The following is a 21,462-nucleotide window of genomic DNA, read 5'->3' as shown; positions in this document are numbered from 1 at the left end:
TCTGCTGATGAAGCAAAAACCTACATCCGATCGGCGACATTTACACGCAACGGCCGAATAGTCACCGTCATGTTGCAGTCGTTCCTGACAGAGAACTCTTTCTGGACGGGGGGATTTGAACCCCCGGCCTTCCAAACAAAAGCGGACGACGCCGGGTGCCCACCCGCCGTCGTCCGCTCCGCCCAAGCCCCAACAGGGGAGGGTGACTACCTCAGTGCCACAACCCCAGGGCGGACTCTGCGATCACCGTGGACAGCAGGAACGACGCCGTGATGGCCACCAGCCCCACCGGGATGATCTTCCAGCCAATGTTCTTCAGCAGCGGAATGTCCTTGCCCAGGGACAGGCCGGCCAGGGTCAGCATCACGGTGGCGATCGAAAGGAAGTCCACGGTCTTGACCGCTGCGTTCAGTGCCTCGGCCCCGAAGAACCAAGGACTGGAGATGTACGCGCCGATGGTCGTGATGAACACGATCGCCGAGATCTTACGGGTGACCTTGGCCAGCCCAATGCTCACCAGGACCAGCGCCAGCAGGATCACGTACCCCAGCACGATCGAGAGCGACAACCCCTTCGCCGCAACGGAAGCAGTTCCAACACCCAGCACCGTCAGCACGGACAGGGAGAGCCACAGCGGCAGCTTCATCTCGGCCGAGGACTCCGCCACCCGCTCACGGAACAGCCGGTTCTCCTCAGCCTGGGCGGCCTCGCGCTCGGCGTCGGCAGCAGATACAGCGGGAGCACCAGCACCAGCACCGGCAGCAACCACCTCACGGCTCGCCTGCTTCCGCGTCAGCACCCGGTAGAACTTGTCCGCCAGCGGCAGCGCAATGTAGATGCCCACGTACACACCCAGCACCGTGGTGATCAGGTTGGACACGGCGGCCATGCCAAGGACAGCGTCCTGGTCGCCCGGGTACGCGGCGGTGATGCTCGCGACGGACGCAGCCATCATGGAACCGGACCCTACGCCGGCACCCATGGCCAGCGCCAGCGGATCGAAGATCTTCCAGTTGGCCACCAGCGAGGTCAGCAGCGTGATGAAAACGGCACCGAACAGCGTCCCGAACACATACATGGCCAGCACGCCGCGGTACTGGTCAGAGTCCGGCCCGTACTTCTCGGACACCATCGCGAAGGACGGCTCACGGTCCAGCGAGAACGTGGCACCCACCGTCGCCTTGCCCATCCGCAGCAGCACAGCCAGCGGCAGCGCCAGCACGATGGTGCCCAGCAGGTGGCCCACCTCCTGCAGCAGCAGCGCCGGGCCCGCCTTCAACAGGGTGGGCAGGCTGGGGCCGATGTTGAACGCCAGCCGCGCCACCAGCAGCAGCACGGCCACGCCCACCAGCGCCGCCGCCACCCGCTGCAGGTCGATGCCCAGCGGCTTGAACTTCTGGATGGACACCAGCAGGCCCAGGATCAGGCCCCACACCATGGGGAAAATGATGATGGCGCCGATGCCCAGATCGATCTTCGCCTGCCCGATGAACTGGACGGCGAGGGCAATCACGAACGCCAAAGCGGCAATGGGGATGGTCAGCCTGGTGCCGGCCTTATCGGTCCGGGCTGTTGTGACAGTGCTCATGATGCGCCTTCCTGGGTGAAAGTACGACGGCGGTACGCCGCTTGGGTGAAGCGTTGACGTTGGGAGGGGGTTGAGGCAGCCGCGGCAACTGTCCAGGCCAGCGCGGTGCCGGCCTCGAACATCACCCCGTACGCCTGCGGAGTGTCCGCCAGGGCGGCGAACGCGTGCGAATGGATGGGAACGTCCGCACCGGGAATGCTCAGCCACGGGTGCAGGGACGGGATGACCTGGGAGATGTTGCCCATGTCCGTGGAACCGCCGCTCAGGCCTGCCGCAGGGGAGGTGTCCTTGCCGAACGCGTCCATCGCCGCCGTCCAGTGCGCGGCGAGGTCGTCATCCTGGATCAGCGGTTCGTACAGCGGTTCGGTGTCCTCGAACGCCAGCGTGGTGCCGGTGGCCAGCGCCGCCCCTTCGAAGCAGCGCCGCACCCGCACCAGCAGCGCTTCGAACTCGGGCAGGGTGAAGGCCCGGCACTCGAACTCCACCACGGCTTTCTCCGGAATGATGTTGGTGACGTGGCCGGCCTCCGCGACAAAACAGGCGATCCGGTGGTCGGACGGGATCTGTTGGCGCAGCAGCCCGATCGCCACTTGGCTCAGCACCGCCGCATCGGCGGCGTTCACGCCCAGGTGCGGGGCCGCAGCCGCGTGAGCGGCCTTGCCGGTGAACGTCGCCTTGTAACGGCCCACGGCTTGGGCGCTGGTCCCGGCCGGGTTGTAGGTGACCCCGTCCTGGACCGGGTGGACCATCAAAGCCAGCCCCACGCCGTCGAACGCTCCCTGCTCCAGCATCAGCGCCTTGCCGCCGCCGTGCTCCTCCGCGGGGGTGCCGATGGCCTTGAGCGTGATGCCCAGCTCATCCACGTACGGCTGCAGCGCAAGGGCCGCGGCCACCGACGCGCCGGCGATCAGGTTGTGCCCGCAGGCGTGCCCGATTCCCGGCAGCGCGTCGTATTCCACGCAGAGCGCCACGGTCAGGTCGCCGCTGCCGGCGGTCGCCGTGAAGGCGGTGGGCAGCCCGGCGCTGCCGTGCTCCACCTCGAAGCCGCCCTCAGCCAGCAGCGTGGTGATGGCCTCGGCAGACTTCACTTCCTCGAAGGAGAGTTCCTTGAAGCCGTGGATGTCCTTGGCCAGCGCCTCCACGCGGGGTTTCCAGCGTTCGACGCCGTCCGCCAGGGCAGTGCGCAGCGCACCTGCGGCGGGGGTTGTGTCAGTCGTGTGCACGGGTCTCCTAGTAGGACAGGGATGGGAAGGGGGATCCGGCGGCGCGCGTTGGCACCCACACGGCCTTGGTCTGGGTGTACTCGTCCAGCACGCCCGGGCCGGAAGAACGGCCGTGGCCGGAATCCCCGAACCCGCCGAACGGCACCGCCACGTGGATGGTCTTGTAGGAGTTGATCCAGAACGTGCCGGCCTTGACCTCGCGGGCCACGTGGTGGGCGCGGGACACATCCGAGGTCCACACCGCCCCGGCCAGGCCAAAGCTGGTGTTGTTGGCGCGGGCGATGGCCTCTGCCTCGGTATCGAATGCGTCCGCGCCCACCACGGGGCCGAACACTTCGGTGGTTTCCAGCCGGTTCGCCGGGGTGACGCCGTCCAGCAGCGTGGGCATGACCCAGTGGCCGCCGTTCAGCGCCGAGCCGCTCAACGCCTCCGGCAACGCTGACCCGGTGAGGCGACGGCCGCCGTCGTCCATTCCCGCCTCGATCAGGCCGGTGACGGTGGCAAATTGCTGCGCGGTGATGATGGGGCCCACCTCGGTGTCTGCGCTGAGCGGATCACCCACCCGCAGCAGGGCGGCCTTGGCGGCGACCATCTCCACGAACTGGGCGTGCACTCTGCGCTCCACCAGGAGCCGGGACCCAGCCACGCAGGACTGGCCCGCACCCGAGAAGATGGCGGAGATGGCGCCGTCCGCGGCTCGGTCCAGGTCGGCGTCGGCGAAGACGATATTGGCGCTCTTGCCGCCGAGCTCCAGCAGGGCCGGGATACCCGCCTGGGCTGCGGCCACGGCGACACGGCGCCCGGTGGGGACCGAACCGATGAAGCTGACTTTGCCCACCCGCGGGTCGGTGGTGAGTGCCGCGCCCACGGTCTGGCCCAGGCCCGCGGCGACGTTGAAGACGCCCGCCGGCAGGCCCGCTTCATGGGCGATCTGGGCCAGCCGGACCGACGACGCCGGGGTGAATTCGCTGGGCTTGATGATCACCGCGTTGCCAGCGGCCAATGGGGCGGCAGAGTTCCAGCCGGCGGTGAAAAGCGGTGCGTTCCAGGGCGTGATGGCGACGACGACGCCCCACGGCACGCGCTCGGTGTACGTGTGCCAGTTGCCGGGGACTGGGATGGTCTGCCCGGTGAGCTTGTCCGCCCACCCGGCGTAGTACCCGAACATTTCGGCCACCTTGGCCGCCTCTGCCCGGGCGTCCCGGATGGGCTTGCCGGTGGTGGCGGACTCGAGGATGGCCAGTTCCTCGGCGTGCTGCTCCACGGCGCGGCTGACGTTCCGGAGGATGGCGGCCCGCTCGAAGCAGTTCAGCGCGCCCCAAACCCGGGCGCCCGCCGTCGAACTTTCCAGGATGGCGTTGGCACCCTCGGCGCCGGGGTCCGCGTAGGTGGCGAACGGCTCGCCGGTGGCCGCTGCGGTGAGCGTGATGCTGTCTCCGCTTCCGGTGGCGACGCGGCCGTCAACGAACGCGCCGAGGCCGCCCGGGAAGGCGGCGTCCAGGACCGACCTGGCGGTGGCCGTGGAGGAGGAGGTGGGTGCTGTGGTGATACTCAAGTTCTTGTTTCCTTTGGGGGCTGTTGTCGCTGCTGGCTCTAGGCGGCGGAGGTGGAGGCTGGGGTGATGGCGGGGGCCACGATTCGGGCGATCTCGGTGAAGTCAGCCCGCGGGCCAAGGACTGCAAGGGCCTCCTGCCACTGGTCGGCGACGGCGGCCAGAAGCGCGGGCTTCTCGCCGATTTGGGCGGCAACGTCCACGGCAAGGGCGGCGTCCCGGGCCATCAGGCCCATGGAGAAGCCGGAATCGTGCGTACCGGTGAGGACCCAGTTGGGATACATGGCGGCCGAGACTTTGCTGCCGCCGGAGGCTCCGCTGATGCTGGCCGCTGCCGTAGCGGGATCGATGCCGTAGGCCTTGGCCACGCCCAGCGCCTCGCCCACGGAGGCGAGGTTCGCGGCGGCCAGGACGTTATTGAGGAGCTTGACCACGTTGCCGCTGCCGGGTGCGCCGATGTGGCTGTAGTTGCCGCCGGTGAGCGCCAGCAGGACCGGCTCGGCAGCTTTCAGCGCGGCGTCCGTGGCACCCACGAAGGCGCTGAGCGTTCCCGTTGCGGCGCCGTCGCGCCCACCGGAAACGGGGGCGTCGATGAACGCCGCACCGGCGGCCTCCGCGAGTTGGGCCATGTGCTTGCTGGTGGCGGGCTCGGAGGTGGTGGTGTCAATGATGGCGACCGTTCCCGGGCTGGCCAGGAGCTGCGGCACGGTGGTTTCGACGATGCCGGCAGCGGGCAGTGAAAGGACTGCGTAAGGTGTTCCGGCCAGGCTGGACAGGGTGTCCGTGGTGCCGATGCCGGTTTCTGCGGCTGCTTGGCGGGCGGCTTCCGAGGGGTCGAAGCCGGTGACGTCCCAGCCCGCCTTGTGCAAGGTGGCGGCCATGGCTCCGCCCATGGCGCCGAGGCCGATGACGGCGACGCGGTTGTTTTGTGGCTCGTTCATAGAGGTACTCCTGGGTGGCTGTTGGTGGTTCTGCGTGCGCGGTTCTGTATTTGCGGCGCAGCTAGTCGAGGTAGATGTCCAGGTCTTTCCAGAGCTGCTGGGTGCGGCGGATGGTGGCCCGGCTGCGCTCCGGATGTGCTGCCTCCATGCCCGCGAGCAGGCCGTAGACCAGTGAGTTTGCGGCGGTGACGGACTGGAAGAAGGAGATGCCTTCGGAAGCGACCACCAGGAGGTGGTCCGCGGCGGTGGCCAGGCGGCCGCGGCGCAGGTCGCTGATGGCAACAACCGTTGCGCCTGCCTCTTTGGCGGCTTCGGCGGCGATGATGATCTGCTTGACGGAGCGCCACATGTTGATCACCACCAGGACATCACCGGGCCCAAGGCTGTTGGTGCTGGACGCCAGGTGGGGGCCGGCACGGTTTTCCAGGCTGATCGGGTAACCCATGGTGGAACCCAGGTGGGCCATGACGCTGGCGGGGCCGGCAAAGGAGCCGATGCCGACGACGGTGATGGACTTCGCTGACGCCAGCGCGGCGATGGCAGCCTCGGCTTCCTCGGGGGTGTTCGAGTCCAGCGTCAGGCGGAGGTTTTCGATGTCGTGGGTGATGGCTTCGTACAGCGGGCTGCGGGTTTCGCCGTGCTCGGTAAGGGTGTCCTCGGTGGAGATCATCACCAGGTAGCGGGACCGGAGTTCCCGCTGCAGGTCAGGCCAGCCGCGGTAGCCCAGGTGTTGTGCCGTGCGGACCACGGAGGAGCTGTTCACGTCCGCGCGCTGGGCAATCTCGGCGATGTCCGCGTAGGAGGACAGCTGCGGGTTGCGGCGGATGACCTCCACCACGCGGCTCTGGGCCTTGGTCAGCGCAACGTCCGGCAGGGCATCACCAAGCCACGCGTGGGAGCTGATGCCGGAGCCGTTGCCGTCAATGTCGGCGGCGCGCCCGGGTGCCGGCTCTGCTGCTGACACTGCTGCCGGCTGGGTTGCCTGCCCTGGTGCCTGCTCTTCTGCCTGCTCTGTGGAAGCGCTGGGGTTCACGCTGGTGCCCGTCCTGTAACGCAGATCACTCTGCAAGTTCAATTGCATCTAATGTACTCTGCAATTTCGTTTGCGAACAGTGTTTTGCGTTTCGGGGATGTAAAACCTAGCCTGTTGCGGCCCTTTCAACCGACAAGAGCCTCGCGTAGTTCAAGCACATGCTCGCGCCCTCGTTGGCCGGAACCCTGTTCCCGTCCACGCTTACGTGGTCCCCGTGGGTCAAGACGGAGCCGTCCGGCAAAACCGCAGCCTCCCCGTCCAGGCTGGTGCCCGCCGGAAAGATCAAGGTCCAGTCGGTGCCGTCCTTCCCGAGCAGGATGAGGCAGCCGGCGCCATCCCTGGACACCTGCCCCGCCACCGTGGCTTCCACCCGCGGCCCTGACGGTGCACTCTCGACCGTGAGTGCCTTGGTGCCCCCATCCGAGACGAGCAGCTTGGTGGTGAGCTCCTGCTGGACCGCGGGAGCGGGACTCGCGGCAGCCGGTTGCGCGGGATCCTGCGCTGAACAGGCCGCCAGCGCGAAAAGGGCTGCAACGGCCGTGCCGACGGTAATGATGTGCTTCATTTCTGTTCCCCCTACAGAAAGCTGAAATCCCAGCCTACGGCCCGGAACCCGTACCCGCAGGCTCCCTTCAGCACCTTGGCAAGGCGTACGACGGCGGGTGGGCACCCGCCGTCGTACGCCTCCGTGCTGCGCGGCTGCTTTGGTACCTCGCGGGCTGTCTGTTCCAGCCGGGGTGCAGGTTGTTGGCGTCACCCAAAATGTCAGACCCTGCTGCGAAGATTTTGGTTATGGAAACCGGTGTGGTGGCAGGTGCGGGAGGCAGGGCGGCAATCGCCTCTGCGGTCGCCTCTGTGGCCGGGCTGGTCCATGAATTGGAGCGGGTCGTGGCCGGAGGCAGCCCGGCTGGCGCAGGGCCCGATCCGTTGCGGGAGCTGTCCGAAGCCTCCCTTGAGGGACTGGAAGTGCTGGCCCGGATTGAGGCGGCAACAGCCGCGGCCAAGGTCAGGATGATCGCCGTCCACGCGGAGGCGGCAACCCTGTTGGAGGCACCCCCGGTCGGCGCATACAGGGAATCAGCCCAGGAAATGACAATGGTGGCGGAGATCGCCTGCGTACTCACCATCGGCGAACGCGCCGCATCGGCCCTGCTGGGGCAGGCCCACGCGCTGACCACCACGTTGCCGGCGGCTCTGGATGCGTTGCAGGCAGGCACCATTTCGTGGCAGCACGCCCGTGCCGTGGTCGACGAAACCACAGGGCTCGAACCCGCCCGTGCTGCGGCTTTGGTGGCCCATTTCTTCGACCCAGAGGACCCGAACCCTGCCCGCGGCGCCGCGCCCGGCGACCTCGTGCCGTCGCGCTTCCGGCGGAAGGCCCGGGCCTGGCGGGAGCGCACCTATCCGGACTCGTTGGAACAGCGGCACGCTATTGGCGTGGCGGACCGGCGGATGGAATACCGGCCGGACGTGGACGGCATGGCGTGGCTTTCCCTGTACCTTCCCGGCGATAGGGCCTGCGCGGTGTGGAACAAGGCGTCCGCCGTGGCCCGCGGGTTGCAGGGCCCCGGGGAGGACCGCACCCTGACCCAGTTGCGTGCCGATATCGCAGCCGCACTCCTGATGGGTGCCAGGGCTGGTGGCGCGGTTGGTGCCGCCTCGAACCCCGCGGCCGCCTCGAACCCCGGGGCTGCCTCGAAGCGTAATGCCGCCTCGAACCCCGGGGCTGGCGACGACGGCCACGATGCCCGCTCGTTCGATGCCGGCAACGGCCCCCATACCGAGGACGGCAACCCTTACGCCGTTGACCTGAGCAGGATTCCCACACCAAAAGCAGACGTCCTGGTCACCGTGCCCGTCTTTTCCCTGCTGGGGCTCACGGATGAACCGGCCGACCTTGACGGGTTCGGTCCCATTCCGGCGTCCATGGCGCGCAGGCTCGTTGCGGACGGGGCTGGTTCGTTCTACCGGGTGCTGGTGGACCCGCGGGACGGGGCGCCGCTGGAGATCGGACGCACCAGCTACCGGCTGCCGGAAAGCATGAAGCGGTGGATCCGGATGCGTGACGGCAGGTGCACCTTCCCCGGCTGCAGCAACCACACCCAGGACAACGAAACAGACCACCTCACCGCCTGGCAACACGGTGGAGCCACTGGAATCAGCAACCTGGGGCAGCTGTGCCTCAAGCACCACCGCCTGAAACACGGCTCCACGTGGACGCCCACCCCGGCAACCATGAACGAGCCACCCGGATGGACTTCCCCTGCCGGCCGTCACTATCCGGCCGAACAACCTGACTGGCAGAAACCGCAATGGCCGCCCGGATTCCCGGCAGCGGAATGGATCGTTCCGCCGGGCTGCCCACCGGGTGGGGCCAGCCCATTCGAGGAGATCATCGTGGCGTACCTCGCCTCGTGACGCCACGGCACAAAGTTAGAACACTGCAGCGGCGAAACTGCCGCGCCGACTCAGCGGCCGATGCAGCGAAGGGGGGCGACGGCGGATGCGTGCCGTCGTCGTGGGGTTGCTCGGGTCGGTGCCTGGCCGGGGTCTGTCCGGGTGCCCCGCCGTCGTCGGGTCGTCGTCCGTTCCGTGCCCGGCCCATGACCGTGCCCCAGCAATGTCCCGGCCAGTTCATCCCTACGCAACCACCACGTCCACCTCCGTTCTTTCGGGCGGACAAGCCTTGGCAGGCACCCACTGCCCGGCGGCTCGCGATACAAAGGGCGGAAGGCCCACCGTCCAAGGAGTACCCCGTGTTCGTAAGATCCACCCTGGCCACGCTTGCCGTCCTCGCCACCCTCGCCGGAGCAGCCGCAGCTCCCGCCCAAGCAGCCGACAACACAAGCGACAGCAGCCAGGCCTTCACCTTCGGCGTTATCGGCGACATTCCCTATGGTGCGGCCGAGATCGCAAAGTTCCCGTCGCACATCCGGGACCTCAACGCCGATGAGGACCTGAAGTTTGTAGCACACGTGGGCGACATCAAGAACGGCTCCTCCATCTGCTCCAACGAGTACTTCTCCTACATCCGCTCCCAGTTCGACACCTTCACCCACCCGCTGGTCTACACGCCGGGCGACAACGAATGGGTGGACTGCCACCGAACCAACAACGGCGCCTACAACCCGCTGGAACGCCTGGACAAGATCAGGGAGGTGTTCTTCAACGAACCTGGCAAGACGCTCGGCGCCACCATGCCCGTCAAGAGCCAGGCGAACCTGGGGCTGCCCGAGGACGTCCGCTTCACCAAGAACCGGGTGGCTTTCTCCGTTCTGAACGTCCAAGGCAGCAACAACTCGCTCCTGCCGTGGACGGGGTTGGGCAAGACCGCTCCCACGCCGGAACAGCTCGCCGAGGTGGAACACCGCACGGACGCCGTCCTGGCCCAGATCCACCAGACCTTCGCCGATGCCAAGCGCAGCAACGACCGGGCCGTGGTACTCATGCAGCAGGCGGACATGTTCGATCCCGCGCTGCTCGCCGACGCCGCCGCCGACCCCAAGACCGTGTCCGGCTTCCGGGAGGTCGTGCAGGCAATCGTGGACGAAACGAACCGCTTTGACGCCCCGGTCTACCTCGTCAACGGCGACAGCCACGTCTTCGCCCAGAACCAGCCCCTCGCCGCCGGCTCGCCCTGGCTGGATATCTATGGTGCGCCGGCCGCGGACAACCTGCAGCGCATCACCGTGGACGGCGCCAATAACGCCGTCGACTACCTCCGCGTCACCGTTTCAAGCAACAACGCCAAAGGCGCAGACGTCCTGAGCTGGGAAAAGGTCCCGTACAGCGGGTAGCACCACACTGAAGCGGACGACGGCGGGCGCCCACCCGCCGTCGTCCGCTTTCCTGTGTGCCGGAAACCGGCCGTCCTAGAGCCGGAGCTCCATGAACACGCTGTGGGGATCCAGCACATAGCCGGCGAATGGTGCGCACTCGGTGAATCCGTGGCGGGCATAGAGGCGTCGGGCCGGGGCGAAGTAGTCCTCGGTCCCGGTTTCCAGGTAGACGCGCTCCAGGTTCCGGGACCGCGCGTCGGCGAGGATGTGCCGAAGCATGAGGCTGGCTACGCCTCGTCCCCGAGCCGATGTGGTGGTGCGCATGGACTTGATCTCGCCCTTCCCGGCTGCGCCCGGTGTGGAGCCCAGGAGCTTGAGTGCCCCGCAGCCCAGCAGTGCACCCTGCTCGCGGGCGGTCCAGAACGTGATGGATGGGGCGGAGAGCGCGGAATGGTCCAGCGCATGCACGCTTTCTGGAGGCGAGGTGGCGAACATGTCCGCCAGGTGCTCGCTCAGGAGCCGGTGGACGTCGTCGCGCTCGGGGCTGTCCCGCTCTATGGAAATCATCACTTCAAAGGTACCGGTTGCCTGCGGCGCCGCGGTGTGCGACTATTCGGGGGATCGTGATCCGAACGCAGGAGGTGAGACCCATGAATGCAGTATCCGCAATGGGTGCTCCCTCGCAGTCCACGATCGCGCGGCTGAACTAGCCGCACCGGGAGCGCCGCACAGGCTATTCGCGAAAGGCGACTCCCATGAATACAACACCTTCCTCCCAACCACGCCCCTCCCAGGGTTCACTTCCCGGCCGCGCACTGGTCCTTGGCGGGGGCGGATCAACGGGCAATGCCTGGCTGATCGGCGTCCTGGCGGGCCTCGCCGATGCCGGATTGGACGTGACCCGGGCCGACCGGGTCATCGGTACCTCCGCCGGATCCACGGCCGCAGCCCAAATCGCCGGGGCAACCCCGGCCGAACTATATGCCGCCATCCTGGACGCGCCTTTGCCGCCACAACGCCGCCCTCCAGCCGGCCACGCCCCTGCCAGGCCGGTGTCCGACCACCTGGAGCGGACCGGCAGGATCATTGCCGCCGCCGAGGATGCGGCCGACATGCGCCGCCGGATGGGTGCGGTTGCCCTGGAAATGGCGGCTGCCCGGAACCCTTCAACGGCGACCGCTCCGGTGCAGGACAGCGCGTCGCCGGCAGGTTCTGCAGGGGAGAGTTCAGCCCAGGGCGGTTCCCTCCGGGAGCAGTGGCGCGCAACAGTTGCAACGCGGCTCCCCACGCTCGAATGGCCGCAGCACGAGCTGCTGATGACCGCGGTTGATGCCCACAGTGGCGAACCGGTGGTGTTCCACCGGCACAGCGGCGTGGACCTGGTGGACGCCGTGGCCGCCAGCTGCGCCAGCGGCTTCGCGTACGGGATCGGGAACCGCAGCTATATCGACGGCGGCTACCGGCGCAACGAGAACGCCGACTTGGCTGCGGGGTGCGGGCGGGTGCTGGTCCTGTCGCCCTTCGGCGGCAGGACAAGGATGCCGCTGGAGTGGAACATGCAGCTCGCAGCGCAGGCCGATGAGCTGCGGGCCGCCGGCAGCGTTGTGGAAACGGTCTTCCCGGACGTCGGCTCGGAACACCTGTTCGGTGCCAACGCCATGGACCTGCGGCTGCGCCCCGCAGCCGCCCAGGCTGGCTACACCCAAGGAACGGCCCTTGCCGGGCGGCTTGCCGCCTTCTGGAGCTGACGCCTCCGGGGACGCGTTCGCCGGCGGGTGCGCGTTCGCCGGCGGGTGGGCGCCCGGCGTCGAACGTGCCCCGCTACAGCGTGGCCAGGAAATCCTCCGCGAACCTCTTCACGCCGTCCCACTCGGTGTAGACGTAGTCCCGGGACGTATCGGTGTCCAGGGAGCCCTTGTCGCCGGCGATCTTCTTCATGATGAGGCGCTTGATGAACCCGTAGTGCGTGTACAGCAGGGCGCCCCCGAACAGCGCCACATGGGCCGGCCGCCAACCGGTTTGCTCCTCGAACTCCCGGACGTAGCTCTCGGCGTTTTCGGCATCCCCGTGCGCGGCCAGGCTGACGGAGAACAGGGCGGATGGGAGCCGCTCCAGGGTTTCCCGGTTCTTCCGGACAAAGTCCTGGACGTACTCCTCGTGCTTGCCCATGTGCACCGATGCCCCCACCAGGACCGCGTCACACCCGGGCGGGATCGAGTCGCCTGCCTGCTTGATGTCCGCAACGCGGGCCTGGTGCCCATGCGCCTGGATGACGTCCCCAATGAACTCGGCAATCCTGGCCGTCTGGCCCTCGGTGGTCCCGTACGGGATGTAGATGCTGCCCATCGTTGGCCTCCTGGTGGTGTCCGGATCGGGTCCTGTATTACCTTGCCGAATTCCCGGTCCGTGGCGTAGGGCCCAACGTCCCGGAAGTTTTTGGCGCATGAGCCTTTGGCACTTCTCAGAGGGGATGACAAAAGGAGCAAAGAATGTCGGAGGCCGTCAAAATTATTAAGTCGCCATGACTGGCCAGGTCACGTCATTGGTGCCGATTCTGCCGCCAATCCAAGCCCCAGGCCGGGCAGGACGGCGGGACTGGCTAAAAAAGCAAAAGAGCGTATGGTGGCCGTTAACGCGAGAGAAGGGCGTGGTTCCGGTGTCTGGAAAATCAAAAGGCGGAGCGGCCAAAAAGGTCGGCAAGTCGATCCTTGAGAAACGTGCCGAAAAAAAGGCGAAAACCGAAAGCAGTGAGCTTCACGTTATAAAGCAGCGCAAGAACCACCGTTGACTGGGCTGCCGGCCAGGACTCCTAGCCCGCCTGGCTGCCTGTAGGCCGCCAGGGACGCTACTCCGGGCCCTTGTCGATGACGCAGAACCGGTTTCCGTCCGGATCCTCAAGCACCACGAAGTCCGGGTCCTCCGGGTACATATCCCAGTCCACGCGCTTGGCGCCGAGGGAGACCAGCCGCTCCACCTCCGCGGCCTGATCGTCCGCATACAGGTCCAGATGGATCCGCGGGTAAGCCTGGACAGATGTTTCGCTGAGCATGAGGGACAGGTGGGCGCCGGGGCCCGACGGCGGTTCGAGGGTCACCCAGGTGTCGTCACCAGGTTCCCGGGGGACATAGCCGAGGGCTTCATGCCAGAAGGTGGTAGCGGCGGCGACGTCGTTGACGCCGAGGACGATGGTGCCGATGGTCAACATCCGCCCAGCCTAAACCGGGCGGGGCAGGTCCGGCTAGACTCGCCTGCATGGGGGAAAACATCACATCCGGGGAAGAACGACCATCCAAACGCGCCAAACTGCCCGCCGTCGTCGTGCCCTGCCTCGGTCTGGCGGCAGTGCTGGTCGGCTGCCTCGTCGCGTACCTTAATCGCGACTTCACGGGCTGGGTTGCCTACGCTCCCTTGAGCAACCAGCCTTTCAGCGCCAACGGGGCTGCGTTCATCACGCAAGGCACGCAGGCGGGCCTGGCTGTTGCCGGCGTGGGACTGCTGGTGCTCTCTTTCTGGGCAGGCATGGTTGCGGGCCGTCGGGCTGGCCCCTTCCGCCGCTAGCGGGGGAAGACCGCCAGGCCCTGCACGCCGCCAGCGGTGGCAACGGGTACATGGATCTCGGGAAGTTGCTCGAACGCCGGTTTGGCGAACCAATAGCCCTGGAGCAGGCGGACGCCGGCTGCCTGCAAAACCCGGTATTCCGCCTCCGTTTCGATGCCCTCGGCGAGCACGGTGATGTTGAGGTACCCGGCGATGGCCACGATGCCGGCGACCACTGCCTGCCGTGCGGGACTGCCGTCGATGCCGCGGATGAGCTTCATGTCGATCTTGATCAGGTCCGGCTGGAAGTCGACCAAGAGTCCCAGGCCTGCATGGCCGGCCCCGAAGTCGTCGATCGCCGTGATGAAGCCGTGCTTGCGGTATTCGGTGATGATATTGGTCAGGTGGGCGGTGTCAGTGACTTCTTCGTTCTCCGTGAACTCGAACATGATCGAGGACAACGGGAAGTCGGCTTTCGCAGCCGCAAGCAGTGTCGCGCGGAGGCAGGCCGCCGGTTCGTAGACCGCGTTGGGCATGAAGTTGATGGAGAGCATCAGGTTCTCGCCGGCCGGGAAGAGACGCGCCGCCAGTTCGATGGCCTTGACGCGGCAGTCCTGGTCGAAGCGGTACTTCTGCTCCGGGGAAACCCTCCGCAGGACCTCGTACGCGCCTTCGCCCGCCACGCCCCGGACCAGCGCCTCATAGCCCCACACCCTGCCGGCAACAGCGTCATAGATCGGCTGGAAAGCCATGCTGAAGTCGAAATCAAGCCGTGAAGATGTGGTGCAGCCGTCGCATGCCAAAGTTGGGGTCCTCTCGAATGGTTACTCAAGAGTAGGACACGGCCGGGCAGGTGCGCGGGATAATCCTTTCCCCTGTTCAGCCGGCATCCGGTGATACGTCGGATAAGTCCGACATATACTGCCATTGTGCTTCCTGATGTTTTTGCCGCCGTCTCCAACCCGGCGCGGCGCGTCATCCTCGACGAGCTCCGGCAAGGACCCCGAACGGCGGGTGAACTCACGGGGCTGCTGGACCTCAGCCGCCCCGCCGCCTCCGAGCACCTGGCAGTCCTGCGCGAGGCAGGCCTTGTCCGGGAAGAACGCCAGGGCAGGAACAGGGTGTACCACCTGCAGCCTGCCGCCCTCGCCGAGATCGGCGGCTGGGTGAAGCGCTTTGAGCACTACTGGAAGCAGCGGCTGGATGCGCTGGCCGACCTTCTGGACGAGGAGAAACCGTCATGACAGATAACGCCATCCGGCTCGAACGCCGCTTCCCGCATCCCGCAGCGGCGGTCTGGGCCGCACTCACCACGCCCGAACTGCTGGCACGGTGGTGGGCGCCGGGCAACATCGCACCCGCCGTGGGCCACCGCTTCACCATGGACATGGACTCCTGGGGCCGGCAGCAGTGCGAGGTACTCGCCGTGGACCCGGGCACGTCCATCAGCTTCCTTTTCGCCGAAGGCCAGCTGGACACCACCATCACCTGGCGCCTGGAGCCCATTGACGGTGGCACGATCCTCCATTTCGAGCACGCCGGCTTCCGCCTCGATACCCCCATGGGCCGCCATGCGATCGAAGGCATGGGCAACGGCTGGCCGGGCCTGCTGGCAAGGATTGACGGGCTGCTCGCCGAGGTCTCCTGAGATCGGCGCATACCTGCTACGCTCCACGTAGTTGGCCCGTCGATGAGCCTTCAGGCGGCCACCAGCCACCAGCAGATTCACGTGTAAGCGGGGTATCCAGCATGGCCGTCGCGGAAATCCAGGTGGACCAGCGCGTGATCGGAATCGACTCCCGGCGGTTCGCCTCGGTGGAGAAGGCGCTGGTGGAGCTGATCACCAACAGCGACGACAGCTACGCGCGCCTGGAAAAGGCCGGCGGCCAGGTCACCGGCAGGATCGTGGTGGGCTATGAGCGCCACCACGCCGGCGCGGTCCTGACGGTCAGCGACCAGGCGGAAGGAATGTCCTTCGAGCAGGCCGGCCGGATCCTTAGCTACGGCGGCGCACACAGCCCCCTGGCCCGCGGCGAGGGCGCCGGTCGCGGGTACTTCGGGCGCGGACTGAAACAGGCCATCTTCGGACTGGGCCACGGCTGGATCGAAACCATCCAGGGCGGCAGGTTCACCCGCATCGACGTCTTCCGGGGCGAAAACGGCGGCTACCTCTACGACGACGACGGCGCCGACCGCGAGGCCTTCCCTGCGGATTACGCCCGGCTGGGAATAGACGACGGCGGGATCCCCGCAGAGGGACGGAACGGCACCAAGGTGACCATCGTCGTCGACAATCCCCGTGCCACGATCACGCAGCAGGCGACCCTGCTGCAGCTGCTCGCGGACAACATCTACCTGCGCGACGTGCTGGGCCGCCGCAACGTGGAACTGGTGCGCGGGACTGCGGGCACCGACGGCTACAGCAGGGACGCCATCCGCTTCGAAGAACCCCCGGCCGCCACGCTCATCGGCCCGGACCGTCCCGGAACCTTCACCGTTGACAGCGTGGATTATGCCTTCACCGTCACGCTCAAGCGGGCCAACGGCGTTGAACTGGCCATGAAGGGCGACGAGCGCACCGCCGGCCTGGTGGTGGAATCCGGTATGGCCGTCCTGGACTGCCAGATGTTCGACCACGAAAACCAGGTAGGCACGGAGTACCTTTTTGGCACTGTCAGGTGCCCGTCGCTGACCGAAATGCTGGGCCGGGGCAAAGCAATCATCAGCGACGAACGCGAGGGGCTGAACCCCAAAGATCCGTTCGTTGCCGCCTTCTCCGCCGCCGTGAGCCGGATGATCGCCGGGGCCGTGCAGGCGGAGAAGGAAAAACTCACCCACCTGGAACGCGCCACCACCTCCGGACGCACTGCCGAAATGATCGAACGCCTGCTGCAGCACATGAGCGCTGCCGCCGTCCTGGACCTGGGCCTGGACACCGGACCAGTCCGCGACGCCGGGACCGGGGAACCGGCGTCCGCGGCGCTGCGGTTCACCACGCCGTTCTACTACCGCCCGCCGGGGCATCCGTTCCACGTGGCCCTGCTGCTGGATCCCGGCCAGCTCCCCGCCGGCGGGCTTCTGGAATTCGATGTGGACCTGCCGCCATCGATCCGCCTGGTCCCGGTCCCGGTGTCCCTTCCCGTTTCCGGTGTGCAGGACACAACCCGGCTTGAATGGACGGCTACCGGGGACCGGCCCGGAGACCAAGGGGAAATCACCGTGCGTGCCGGGGATTACTGGGCACTCAGCGAAATCGTCATCGCCGAACATGCCTCACGTCGAAGCGCGGACCAGCCGCCGCACCCTGCAGTCCCCGGTTACGGCACCCCGCCGCGCGCGCGCCACCAGGCCCACCGTCCCGGCCGGGACCATGGCGTTGACCTCTTCACCGGGTACGACTTCCGCAACCTCCACAACACCACCGACCGGGCCGTTTACAGCGAGGCGGAGCGCAAAGTCATCATCAACACCGCCGCGCCCACCGTGCAGCTGTACGTCGATGGCCGCGGCCGGTTCCGTGACTCCGCCCGGCTGTTGCTGGCCGAGTTGTTCCTCGACGTGATCGCGGAGGAACTGGCGCGGCGCCGGGTGGAGCAGAACGGCCACGCCGGCGACCTTGACGCCTTCCGGAAAGCCAAGCGCAGCATCATCGGCCGCTACGGCAGTGAGGTCCACCGGACGTTCCTGGGGTGACACCGCGTAGGTCGGGTGGCACCACGCAGGTCGGGTGGCACCACGTAGGCCGGGTGGCACCCCCCAGCGCCGCTTCAGGGCTGGAACCGGTAGCCGATGCCCGCCTCGGTCAGCAGGTGGCGGGGGTTTCCGGTGTCCGGCTCGAGTTTGCGGCGCAGCTGGGCCATAAAGACGCGCAGGTAGTTTGAGTCCTTGGCATAGGCCGGGCCCCACACATCGGTCAGGAGCTGCCGGTGGGTGATCAACTTTTCCGGATTCCGCACCAGGATCTCCAGGATCTTCCACTCGATGGGCGTCAGCCGGACATCCGCTCCCTCCCGGCTCACCCGGTGCTTGGCCAGGTCCACCGTGAAGTTCTCCGTGACCACCACCGGTTCCGGTGCCTGCAGGTCCGCGGACCGGCGCAGCAGCGCCCGCAGCCGGGCCAGCAGTTCGTCCGGTCCGAACGGCTTGGTCAGGTAGTCGTCGGCGCCGGCATCCAGGGCTTCAACCTTGTCCTCCGAGGTATGCCGGGCCGAGAGCACCAGGACCGGGACACGGCTCCATTCCCGCAGTTCCTTGATCACGGTGACGCCGTCGATGTCCGGCAGCCCAAGGTCCAGGATCACCAGGGCCAACGGATTCTGGGTGGCGGCCAGCAGCGCTGACCTCCCGTCAACGGCAGTGGTGACCGCATAGCCGCTGGTTTCGAGGGCAAGCTTCAGGATCCGCAGCAGGTGCGGGTCATCATCCACTACCAGGACGCCCGTCACTGCTGATCCGCCGTTGATGCCTGGAACGGGGCCTGGTGGATCCGCCGGGCCAGGAACGACTGGGGCACCACTGGCGCCTGTCCGTGGGGTCCGTCGTCGGGAAAGCCGGTGGAAAGCGGCAGCCTGATCACCATGGTCAGTCCTCCACCCGGGGTCTCCTCCGCGGTCAGCGTGCCGCCCATCGCCTCGGTAAATCCCTTGGCCACGGCCAGGCCCAGGCCCACGCCGGTGGTCTGCGGAATGTCATCCAGCCGCTGGAACGGACGGAACATCTCCACCACTCTCTCTGCCGGAACGCCTTGGCCGTGGTCGATGATACTGATCTCTCCGGCCGGCTGCCCCTTCAGCGTTGTGTTGCTCAGGCCGCCGGCGCCGCCCACCACGGCAATATCGGAACCCGGCGCGTACTTGACCGCGTTCTCCACCACATTGGCGATCACCCGCTCCAGCATCCCGGGGTCCGCCTCGATCTCAGGCATATTCGGCGGCAGTTCCACCCGAACCCTGCCCGCGGGGACGGACCGGAGGGCGCTGGGGATGACCTCGGACCAGCGCACGGGCCGCAGGAGTGGCTCGGCCCCGGGGGAGCTGAGCCGGGACATATCCAGCAGGTTCCCCACCAGCAGGTCCAGCCGGTCCGAACATTCATCAATGGTCTGCAACAGCTCGTGCTCCTGCTCCGGGGCGTAGTGCCGGTCCTTCTGCAACAGCATGCCCACCGAAAGCTTGATGCCGGCCAGGGGAGTGCGGAGGTCGTGGGAAACCGCGCGGAGGATGGACGTGCGCATGGTGTTGCCCTCGGCCAGGCGCAACACTTCACGGCGGCTGTCCGCCAGTTGCTGCCGCTCCAGTTGGGCGGCAAGGTGGACGCCGAACGCCGCCAGCAGGCGCCGGTCTCCCGCGGGAAGCGCTCGGCCGAACAACACCAGCCGTGTGGCGGGATCGATGTTCTCCGTCGTTTCGGTGCCAAAATCCGCGGCCCCGGAATTCCCTGCGCCGGAACCTCGGGCGCCACCACCCCCGCTGCCAAAATCCGGGATTCCGGTCTCGCCCGGTCCTGGCACCTCGCCGGCGCCGGCAACCAGCCGCCAGCCCGCCGTCGTCCGCTCATTGCCGTCCGGGCCGCTGCCGTACAAAGCTGCCCCGCGGACGCTGAAGACGTCGAGGGCCTGCTGGAGCAGGTCCTTCACGCCATCCTCGGACCGGACGGCGCCGCGGGTGAGGTCGGAGAGCGTGGTGGCCTCGGCGCGGGCGCGTGAGGCCTCCTTGGAGCGCCGCGCGGAGAGGTCCACCACCACGGCGACGGCGGCGGAAACCCCGACGAAGACCAGCAGGGAGAAGAAATTGTGGGGATCGCTGATGGTCAGGGTGCCCACGGGAGGCGTCGAGAAGTAGTTGACCAGCAGGCTGCTCCACAGGGCGGCGAGCACCGCCGGCCACAGACCGCCCACCAGGGCCACCGTGACCGATCCGGTCAGCTGCACCAGGATGGCGGTGGACACACCGGGGTCCGGGTCCAATGCCAGCAGGAGCTGCAGGACCACCGGCAGCACCGCGGCGAGGATGAAGCCCACCGTGACGCGGACTCGGCCCAGGTCCCGTTCGCGCCGTGGACCGGCTCCCCGGCCGCCCAGGGGATGGGACACCATGTGCACGTCGATGTCCCCGGAATCGCGGACCACCCGCGTGCCGATGCCCCCGCCCAACAGGCCGCCCACCGTGCCCGCGAACTTGCCCCGCCGTGAAATGCCCACCACGATCTGTGTGGCGTTGACGCTGCGCGCAAAATCGAGCAGGGCCGCGGCCGGATCCTCACCGGCCACAATGTGGTAACTGCCGCCCAGGTCCTGGATTAAGCGGCGCTGGGCTTCCAGGGACTGCGGGGACTCATGGACCACCCCGTCCGCCGCACGGACATGGACCGCCAGCAGATCCCCGCCGTTGACCCGGTTAAGGATCCTGGCCCCGCGCCGGATCAGGATCTCGCCCTCCGGTCCGCCGGTCAGGCCAATCACCACCCGCTCCCGCGCCGGCCAGGTCGCCTGGATGTCGTTGTCCGCCCGGTACCGGGCCAGGCCTTCATCAACCCTGTCCGCCAGCCACAACAGGGCCAGTTCCCGCAACGCGGTCAGGTTTCCCAGCCGGAAATAGTTGGCCAGGGCGGCGTCCACCTTGTCAGGGGCGTAGATCTTTCCCTCACCCAGGCGCTGGCGCAGCAGTTCGGGGGAGATGTCCACCAGGTGGATCTGGTCTGCGCGGCGCACCACCTCGTCGGGCACCGTCTCGGCCTGCCGGACCTCCGTGATGGTGCCCACCACGTCGCCCAGCGAGGCCAGGTGCTGGATGTTGACGGTGGAGAGGACGTTGATGCCCGCGTTGAGGAGCTCGTCAACGTCCTCCCAGCGTTTACCGTGCCGGCTTCCCGGAACATTTGAGTGGGCATATTCGTCCACCACCGCAGTGGCCGGGGCGCGGTGCAGGACCCCGTCCAGGTCCATTTCCTCGAACTCGGTGCCGCGGTAGGGCAGCCGCCGGGGCGGGATGGTTTCCAGGCCTGCCATGAGGGCGCGGGTTTCGGCCCGGCCGTGGTCAAGGGCGAACGCGATAACCACGTCCTCGCCCCGGTTGGCCAGCCGGTGGGCCTCCTCGAGCATCTCGTAGGTCTTGCCGACCCCGGGCGCAGCCCCGAGGAAGATCCGCAGCGTTCCACGTGCCATGCCGTTATTCTTCCACTCCGGCAACGCCGCTCAGGACCGCGGCGATCCGGCCGCCGCCACGTCGAGGTTGAGCGCCGTGACGTTGACGGTGGGCTGGCCCAGGAACGCTGCAAGGCCACTGCTGGTGTTCTTGTCCACCAGGGCCTGGACCGCCTCGGTGCCCAACTGGTGGGCGGCGGCAACCCGCGGTACCTGAAGCCGGGCGTACTCGGGGGAGATGCCGGGATCCAGCCCCGACCCGCTGGCGGTGACGGCGTCCGCGGGGACGTCGGACGGCTGCACGCCCTCGGCCTCCGCCACGGCGGCACGGTTGGCGTTGACGGCGTCGGTCAGCTTGGCGTCGTTGGGGCCCAGGTTGGAGGCCGACGACGACGCCGGGTCCCAGCCGACGGCGGAGGGACGGGCGTGGAACCAGGCGGGGTCCTGCGTGCCGTCGTCGTCCTTCACCTGGGCGATCAGCGCCGATGCCGCGGGCGCGCCGGCACCGTCGCGGAGGATGGAGCCATTCGCCTGGTACGGGGCAACCAGCTGCCCGACGCCAAAGACGGCGGCCGGGTAGGCGAGGCCAAGCACCACGGTGGCGAGGAACAGGAAACGGATGGCCGTTCCCGACTGTCGGAGATAACCGGTGAGCGCATACATGGGGA

21 protein-coding genes are annotated in these 21,462 nt (G+C 67.5%); 8 read left to right on the top strand and 13 right to left on the bottom strand.

Annotated elements, in window-relative coordinates:
- Positions 1-211 precede the first annotated feature (211 nt).
- From DFO47_RS12125 to DFO47_RS12100, 6 genes are all read right to left on the bottom strand, one after another.
- Entirely contained in the window at positions 212-1,588 is a 1,377-nt protein-coding gene (locus DFO47_RS12125) for a DUF3100 domain-containing protein (protein ID WP_133831788.1), read from the bottom strand.
- Positions 1,585-2,811 (bottom strand): amidohydrolase, encoded by a 1,227-nt coding sequence (locus tag DFO47_RS12120; protein WP_133831787.1) that lies wholly within the window; start codon positions 2,809-2,811, stop codon positions 1,585-1,587. The genes DFO47_RS12125 and DFO47_RS12120 overlap by 4 nt, the downstream gene beginning before the upstream one ends.
- Positions 2,812-2,818: 7 nt before the next feature.
- Positions 2,819-4,366: an aldehyde dehydrogenase family protein gene (locus tag DFO47_RS12115; RefSeq protein ID WP_133831786.1), complete on the bottom strand. Its 1,548-nt coding sequence runs from the start codon at positions 4,364-4,366 to the stop codon at positions 2,819-2,821.
- A gap of 38 nt (positions 4,367-4,404) precedes the next feature.
- On the bottom strand, positions 4,405-5,439 hold the full coding sequence (locus DFO47_RS12110) for an NAD(P)-dependent oxidoreductase (protein WP_279586708.1): 1,035 nt from the start codon (positions 5,437-5,439) through the stop codon (positions 4,405-4,407).
- On the bottom strand, positions 5,366-6,229 hold the full coding sequence (locus DFO47_RS12105) for a MurR/RpiR family transcriptional regulator (protein WP_051083420.1): 864 nt from the start codon (positions 6,227-6,229) through the stop codon (positions 5,366-5,368). The genes DFO47_RS12110 and DFO47_RS12105 overlap by 74 nt, the downstream gene beginning before the upstream one ends.
- 214 nt (positions 6,230-6,443) lie before the next feature.
- Entirely contained in the window at positions 6,444-6,902 is a 459-nt protein-coding gene (locus tag DFO47_RS12100; RefSeq protein WP_109045667.1) for a hypothetical protein, read from the bottom strand.
- A gap of 227 nt (positions 6,903-7,129) precedes the next feature.
- Here DFO47_RS12100 and DFO47_RS12095 point away from each other — a divergent pair, with 227 nt between their 5' ends.
- Both DFO47_RS12095 and DFO47_RS12090 read left to right on the top strand, forming a co-directional pair.
- A complete protein-coding gene (locus DFO47_RS12095) occupies positions 7,130-8,755 on the top strand; it encodes an HNH endonuclease signature motif containing protein (protein ID WP_243835470.1) in 1,626 nt (541 codons plus the stop codon).
- A gap of 338 nt (positions 8,756-9,093) precedes the next feature.
- Positions 9,094-10,134: a metallophosphoesterase gene (locus DFO47_RS12090; protein WP_133831784.1), complete on the top strand. Its 1,041-nt coding sequence runs from the start codon at positions 9,094-9,096 to the stop codon at positions 10,132-10,134.
- Between the two features lie 75 nt (positions 10,135-10,209).
- Here the strand turns inward: DFO47_RS12090 and DFO47_RS12085 are convergent, their stop codons facing one another.
- Entirely contained in the window at positions 10,210-10,683 is a 474-nt protein-coding gene (locus DFO47_RS12085; protein WP_133831783.1) for a GNAT family N-acetyltransferase, read from the bottom strand.
- Positions 10,684-10,871: 188 nt separating this feature from the next.
- On the opposite strand from DFO47_RS12085, the gene DFO47_RS12080 reads away from it, so the two are divergent.
- The gene (locus tag DFO47_RS12080; protein ID WP_133831782.1) at positions 10,872-11,864 is read left to right on the top strand and encodes a patatin-like phospholipase family protein; all 993 of its coding nucleotides are present in this window, start codon (positions 10,872-10,874) and stop codon (positions 11,862-11,864) included.
- 73 nt (positions 11,865-11,937) lie between these two features.
- Here the strand turns inward: DFO47_RS12080 and DFO47_RS12075 are convergent, their stop codons facing one another.
- On the bottom strand, positions 11,938-12,462 hold the full coding sequence (locus tag DFO47_RS12075; RefSeq protein ID WP_018760947.1) for a flavodoxin domain-containing protein: 525 nt from the start codon (positions 12,460-12,462) through the stop codon (positions 11,938-11,940).
- Between the two features lie 175 nt (positions 12,463-12,637).
- Here DFO47_RS12075 and DFO47_RS12070 point away from each other — a divergent pair, with 175 nt between their 5' ends.
- A complete protein-coding gene (locus tag DFO47_RS12070) occupies positions 12,638-12,904 on the top strand; it encodes a hypothetical protein (RefSeq protein ID WP_133831781.1) in 267 nt (88 codons plus the stop codon).
- Between the two features lie 57 nt (positions 12,905-12,961).
- Here DFO47_RS12070 and DFO47_RS12065 read toward each other — a convergent pair whose 3' ends face one another.
- On the bottom strand, positions 12,962-13,321 hold the full coding sequence (locus DFO47_RS12065) for a VOC family protein (RefSeq protein ID WP_133831780.1): 360 nt from the start codon (positions 13,319-13,321) through the stop codon (positions 12,962-12,964).
- A gap of 47 nt (positions 13,322-13,368) precedes the next feature.
- Here DFO47_RS12065 and DFO47_RS12060 point away from each other — a divergent pair, with 47 nt between their 5' ends.
- Complete coding sequence (locus tag DFO47_RS12060; RefSeq protein WP_133831779.1) at positions 13,369-13,674, top strand: hypothetical protein; 306 nt, start codon at positions 13,369-13,371, stop codon at positions 13,672-13,674.
- Here DFO47_RS12060 and DFO47_RS12055 read toward each other — a convergent pair.
- On the bottom strand, positions 13,671-14,405 hold the full coding sequence (locus tag DFO47_RS12055) for an EAL domain-containing protein (protein WP_243835469.1): 735 nt from the start codon (positions 14,403-14,405) through the stop codon (positions 13,671-13,673). The genes DFO47_RS12060 and DFO47_RS12055 overlap by 4 nt on opposite strands.
- Positions 14,406-14,582: 177 nt before the next feature.
- On the opposite strand from DFO47_RS12055, the gene DFO47_RS12050 reads away from it, so the two are divergent.
- From DFO47_RS12050 to DFO47_RS12040, 3 genes are all read left to right on the top strand, one after another.
- Positions 14,583-14,897 carry a metalloregulator ArsR/SmtB family transcription factor gene (locus DFO47_RS12050; RefSeq protein ID WP_133831777.1) on the top strand — a complete coding sequence of 105 codons (315 nt, stop codon included), beginning with the start codon at positions 14,583-14,585 and terminating at the stop codon, positions 14,895-14,897.
- A complete protein-coding gene (locus tag DFO47_RS12045) occupies positions 14,894-15,301 on the top strand; it encodes an SRPBCC domain-containing protein (protein WP_018760952.1) in 408 nt (135 codons plus the stop codon). Before DFO47_RS12050 ends, DFO47_RS12045 begins: the two co-directional genes overlap by 4 nt.
- A 101-nt stretch (positions 15,302-15,402) precedes the next feature.
- A complete protein-coding gene (locus tag DFO47_RS12040) occupies positions 15,403-17,346 on the top strand; it encodes an ATP-binding protein (protein ID WP_133831776.1) in 1,944 nt (647 codons plus the stop codon).
- A gap of 74 nt (positions 17,347-17,420) precedes the next feature.
- On the opposite strand, the gene DFO47_RS12035 is transcribed toward DFO47_RS12040, so the two are convergent.
- Genes DFO47_RS12035 through kdpC form a run of 3 tightly spaced genes read right to left on the bottom strand, consistent with a single transcriptional unit; the run spans position 17,421 to position 21,457 of the window.
- The gene (locus DFO47_RS12035; RefSeq protein ID WP_109045678.1) at positions 17,421-18,098 is read right to left on the bottom strand and encodes a response regulator; all 678 of its coding nucleotides are present in this window, start codon (positions 18,096-18,098) and stop codon (positions 17,421-17,423) included.
- Positions 18,095-20,815 carry an ATP-binding protein gene (locus DFO47_RS12030; protein WP_133831775.1) on the bottom strand — a complete coding sequence of 907 codons (2,721 nt, stop codon included), beginning with the start codon at positions 20,813-20,815 and terminating at the stop codon, positions 18,095-18,097. Before DFO47_RS12030 ends, DFO47_RS12035 begins: the two co-directional genes overlap by 4 nt.
- Positions 20,816-20,845: 30 nt before the next feature.
- Positions 20,846-21,457, bottom strand: a complete 612-nt coding sequence (kdpC, locus tag DFO47_RS12025; RefSeq protein ID WP_133831774.1) for a K(+)-transporting ATPase subunit C — start codon at positions 21,455-21,457, stop codon at positions 20,846-20,848.
- Between the last annotated feature and the right edge of the window lie 5 nt (positions 21,458-21,462).

The sequence above is a fragment of the Arthrobacter sp. AG258 genome, assembly GCF_004364695.1.
Lineage (GTDB): Bacteria > Actinomycetota > Actinomycetes > Actinomycetales > Micrococcaceae > Arthrobacter.
The sequence above is the reverse complement of the archived record's forward strand: the minus strand, read 5'-3'. Positions and strand labels throughout refer to the sequence as shown.

Coding starts and splice junctions, on each gene's coding strand:
- DFO47_RS12125 (WP_133831788.1), bottom strand. CDS start 1,588: ATGAGCACTGTCACAACAGCCCGGACCGATAAGGCCGGCACCAGGCTG.
- DFO47_RS12100 (WP_109045667.1), bottom strand. CDS start 6,902: ATGAAGCACATCATTACCGTCGGCACGGCCGTTGCAGCCCTTTTCGCG.
- DFO47_RS12095 (WP_243835470.1), top strand. CDS start 7,130: ATGGAAACCGGTGTGGTGGCAGGTGCGGGAGGCAGGGCGGCAATCGCC.
- DFO47_RS12085 (WP_133831783.1), bottom strand. CDS start 10,683: ATGATTTCCATAGAGCGGGACAGCCCCGAGCGCGACGACGTCCACCGG.
- DFO47_RS12080 (WP_133831782.1), top strand. CDS start 10,872: ATGAATACAACACCTTCCTCCCAACCACGCCCCTCCCAGGGTTCACTT.
- DFO47_RS12075 (WP_018760947.1), bottom strand. CDS start 12,462: ATGGGCAGCATCTACATCCCGTACGGGACCACCGAGGGCCAGACGGCC.
- DFO47_RS12070 (WP_133831781.1), top strand. CDS start 12,638: ATGACTGGCCAGGTCACGTCATTGGTGCCGATTCTGCCGCCAATCCAA.
- DFO47_RS12065 (WP_133831780.1), bottom strand. CDS start 13,321: ATGTTGACCATCGGCACCATCGTCCTCGGCGTCAACGACGTCGCCGCC.
- DFO47_RS12060 (WP_133831779.1), top strand. CDS start 13,369: ATGGGGGAAAACATCACATCCGGGGAAGAACGACCATCCAAACGCGCC.
- DFO47_RS12055 (WP_243835469.1), bottom strand. CDS start 14,405: ATGGCTTTCCAGCCGATCTATGACGCTGTTGCCGGCAGGGTGTGGGGC.
- DFO47_RS12045 (WP_018760952.1), top strand. CDS start 14,894: ATGACAGATAACGCCATCCGGCTCGAACGCCGCTTCCCGCATCCCGCA.
- DFO47_RS12040 (WP_133831776.1), top strand. CDS start 15,403: ATGGCCGTCGCGGAAATCCAGGTGGACCAGCGCGTGATCGGAATCGAC.
- DFO47_RS12030 (WP_133831775.1), bottom strand. CDS start 20,815: ATGGCACGTGGAACGCTGCGGATCTTCCTCGGGGCTGCGCCCGGGGTC.
- kdpC (WP_133831774.1), bottom strand. CDS start 21,457: ATGTATGCGCTCACCGGTTATCTCCGACAGTCGGGAACGGCCATCCGT.